Source organism: Thalassobacterium maritimum, assembly GCF_031127805.1.
GTDB classification, from domain to species: domain Bacteria; phylum Verrucomicrobiota; class Verrucomicrobiia; order Opitutales; family Coraliomargaritaceae; genus Thalassobacterium; species Thalassobacterium maritimum.
On the sequence record NZ_JARXHW010000109.1, the window covers coordinates 1 to 2,804 of the forward strand.

Annotated in this window: 4 protein-coding genes and 1 pseudogene; 1 reads left to right on the forward strand and 4 read right to left on the reverse strand. The window is 48.8% G+C overall.

The window, feature by feature from the left end; translation table 11 throughout:
• Positions 1–605: pseudogene (locus QEH52_RS19250) on the reverse strand (hypothetical protein); the annotation flags it as partial.
• A 343-nt stretch (positions 606–948) separates the two neighbouring features.
• On the opposite strand from QEH52_RS19250, the gene QEH52_RS19255 reads away from it, so the two are divergent.
• On the forward strand, positions 949–1,116 hold the full coding sequence (locus QEH52_RS19255) for a hypothetical protein (protein ID WP_308952584.1): 168 nt from the start codon (positions 949–951) through the stop codon (positions 1,114–1,116).
• 316 nt (positions 1,117–1,432) lie between these two features.
• Here the strand turns inward: QEH52_RS19255 and QEH52_RS19260 are convergent, their stop codons facing one another.
• From QEH52_RS19260 to QEH52_RS19270, 3 genes are all read right to left on the reverse strand, one after another.
• Positions 1,433–1,720 (reverse strand): hypothetical protein, encoded by a 288-nt coding sequence (locus QEH52_RS19260; RefSeq protein WP_308952585.1) that lies wholly within the window; start codon positions 1,718–1,720, stop codon positions 1,433–1,435.
• Between the two features lie 94 nt (positions 1,721–1,814).
• Positions 1,815–2,144 (reverse strand): hypothetical protein, encoded by a 330-nt coding sequence (locus tag QEH52_RS19265; protein ID WP_308952586.1) that lies wholly within the window; start codon positions 2,142–2,144, stop codon positions 1,815–1,817.
• A 408-nt stretch (positions 2,145–2,552) separates the two neighbouring features.
• Positions 2,553–2,804, reverse strand: a 252-nt coding sequence (locus QEH52_RS19270) for a GIY-YIG nuclease family protein (protein WP_308952587.1), incomplete at its 5' end; no start/stop codon positions are given.

Below are 2,804 nucleotides of genomic sequence, written 5' to 3' on the forward strand. Positions count from 1 at the left end.
AATGATTGAGTGTCCGCATCGGCTGTAAAGGTGCCAATCACATATTGACCAAGCCCCCCTTCCGAGCTGGTGTCAGTGTAATTCAGGGTAACACCGCCTGTACCAGCAATAGTGAGCGCCCCCCCGTTCTTATTATTGCGCGCATCTTGCGCCCAAATTTGAATCTGATATTGCTGACCATCTTCCAATTCATTGCCCGTCCCACCGAAAGTAAACGTCTGAGTCCCAGCCGGCTCTGGACCAGTCTCCCACAGGCCAGACTCCAGTAAGTCTTGATAATTCGCGGAGAGGGAACTAAAAGGTGTAGATGCGGTTCCAAATGCCGTATCAGAATTCTTTGCGGAAGTATAGTTCAAGGCTGTCCCGTAGGTCGCAGAACTCTTCATATTCGCATTATTACCTCCACCGGCAAATGTCACACCGTTGACGACGATTGAAGCGCTAGTCGTACCAAAGCTCGCTGCGACAACGAGCGTTCCGTCGGTCGAGACATCAGAATCACCGGAAATAGTCGTGGCGCTGCCCCAAGTAATCGTAGCAGCGTGCGACCATGATAAAAGCACTAAAGGTGCAACGGATAGAAGCGGTAGTATTTTCTTATTCATATGGACTAGTTTTGGGTTTTTAGGTTAAAACAAATATGCTCAACTAATGAACACCCACACTGATCGAAATCTGACAAAAAATAAAAAACATAAGTTTTTTCATGATCGCATGGTTGTGGGGTAAATTTCAGCAGCTACTATCATTGCATTGGGAAATCATGAAAGCAAGACATCGCACGTAGAAATATAGCTTACGTAACCATAATACAGAGAAGCTTTGATTCCATGTAGATTTAAGGAAAGAAGCGGCAGGTCACCCCACAGCTAAATACATGGTGAAGTTACAGTTACAGAACGGGGAGCGGATCGCTAAATTTCATCCTCGCTCAACCAACGAAGTGTGGTGATCACAAATCGACGTCCGAAGCGCGCATTATCCATCCCCGGAGCGATTCTCGACCGTGTCTATGGTTACAAAAAGGGGGTTCTAGTGGGACTCGGGATCTATATTCTCGGTGGCTTGCTCTGCTACCTGTTGTTCAAATTGGGCGCGTTGCTCGGCACTGGCTGACTCAACTTCTGCGCGGGCCTTCTCCAACCCTTCTTAATCAGAGCTTCCTCTTTATAGGCCTCCTTTATGGCTCGCTCATACTCACGCCGCGCTTTCTGCTCTTCACGGATCTGCTCACGAATTTGTCGCTGTTCTTCACGCTCCTGCAGTTTAAGCTCCTGCAACACAACGGCCCACTTGAGTTCAGTTAGCCGAGCTTCCAGAAATTCGGGCCGTATTCTTGCATTTCGGAACGCCTCGCCATTGAGATTAACTAGATTGAAGGTGTCTTTGATCTCCTATTCCAGCGTGCCAAAGTTATCGTGCTTGCCCCGGCTCAGGATAGCATCGACACGCCCGTTAAAAGCGTCGACAACAAAGCGAACCGCTGTGCCTTTTCGTTTCGCCTCAGCATAGTCGCACTCACCAGCCAAGCCTTCGCCCACCATAACTGATAGATCTCAGCCCGTCGCTTCACCGGCATCTTTCTGATCGAAACTTTTCCGCTGGCGCGCAGGGATTTTTGCTCGGCGGGAACGGTATCGATATCGCCGAGTTCAAGAATCACCTCAAAGCGATCCGGATCATGGTAAATCAGATCCAGCTCACAACCAGAGGCCTGCACCTCATCCAGCGAACTGAACTGGTTAATCGACTCGATGTAAGCGTCTTCATCCCTCTTTAGAATCTTTCGCGCAAGTTGTCTGCTTTGGTTCGGACTAGTTCGGACTAGTAGGCAATTTCGAGGGTTGGACTGAAGCTTCACAAGTGCGTGATCTCCGTGCACTGACCACCGACTCCCAATCCAATGAAGGATTCTCAAACAACTGCCGTCGCTCCGCCTTAAGAGCATCAAAGGATATCCGAAACGGGAGCGCTGAGGACAAGGCACGAAACTGCACGTCCCAGTCGACCGGCTCGACGGCTTCCTTATGAAGCGAAAGCAATAACTCGACTTCGTTTTCGAATCGCGTCACTTCCAGCTTGGCAGATTGAAGAGCCCACTGCTTTTGATTCGCTTTGTGCTCCTGCCGGGCTTCCCGTTCCATTCGACCGATTTCTTGCTGGTGAGCCCGTGCCTAGTACTTGGTTTCACGCTCAATTTCGCGGACCATCGTTTTGACAAGACGAGAGGTGTTGTAGCGTGCCATGTCTTCAATCTAAAAAACATTGCTTACCTTGGCCAAGAAAAACCTAACGTATTAAATTATACAAAAAAAAAGCACTTACCGACAACGACTCACTCCTAATCGCAATGCCACCACATACTATGTGTGTGGTGCCTCTGGGCGCCGTCCTTTTTATAGTGTTGAAGGCTGGTTTCTGTGGCATACTCGTTTACGCCCTTAGACGTGCTTGCAAGCGCATCGGCAGTGAACTAACGTTTGACGCCGAAAAGCACTAAAGTCATCAGTCATGTAAGATCATTGCCCTCCACTCAGGGACTCTACCGCAAATTAGAATAGAGCTCTGACTTTGCTAGGAGATTTCCATGACTTGAGTTGCTTTTCGCGCCGAATGGCTTCGCTGCGTGTTTCAAACTTTTCAAAACCCAACAAAGACCACGGGCCATTGCGATGGGTGTATTTGCCCAGATGTTCTTTACCCTCAGGAGAATTGTGCTCTTCGATTCGGCGAGCAACATCATTGGTATGCCCAATATAAAGACGGCCACTTGCATTTTCTAACACGTAGACGAAATACATGTC

Bases quoted from the DNA above. Each gene is read 5' to 3' on its own strand.
- QEH52_RS19265 (WP_308952586.1), bottom strand. From the start codon at position 2,144: ATGGAACGGGAAGCCCGGCAGGAGCACAAAGCGAATCAAAAGCAGTGG.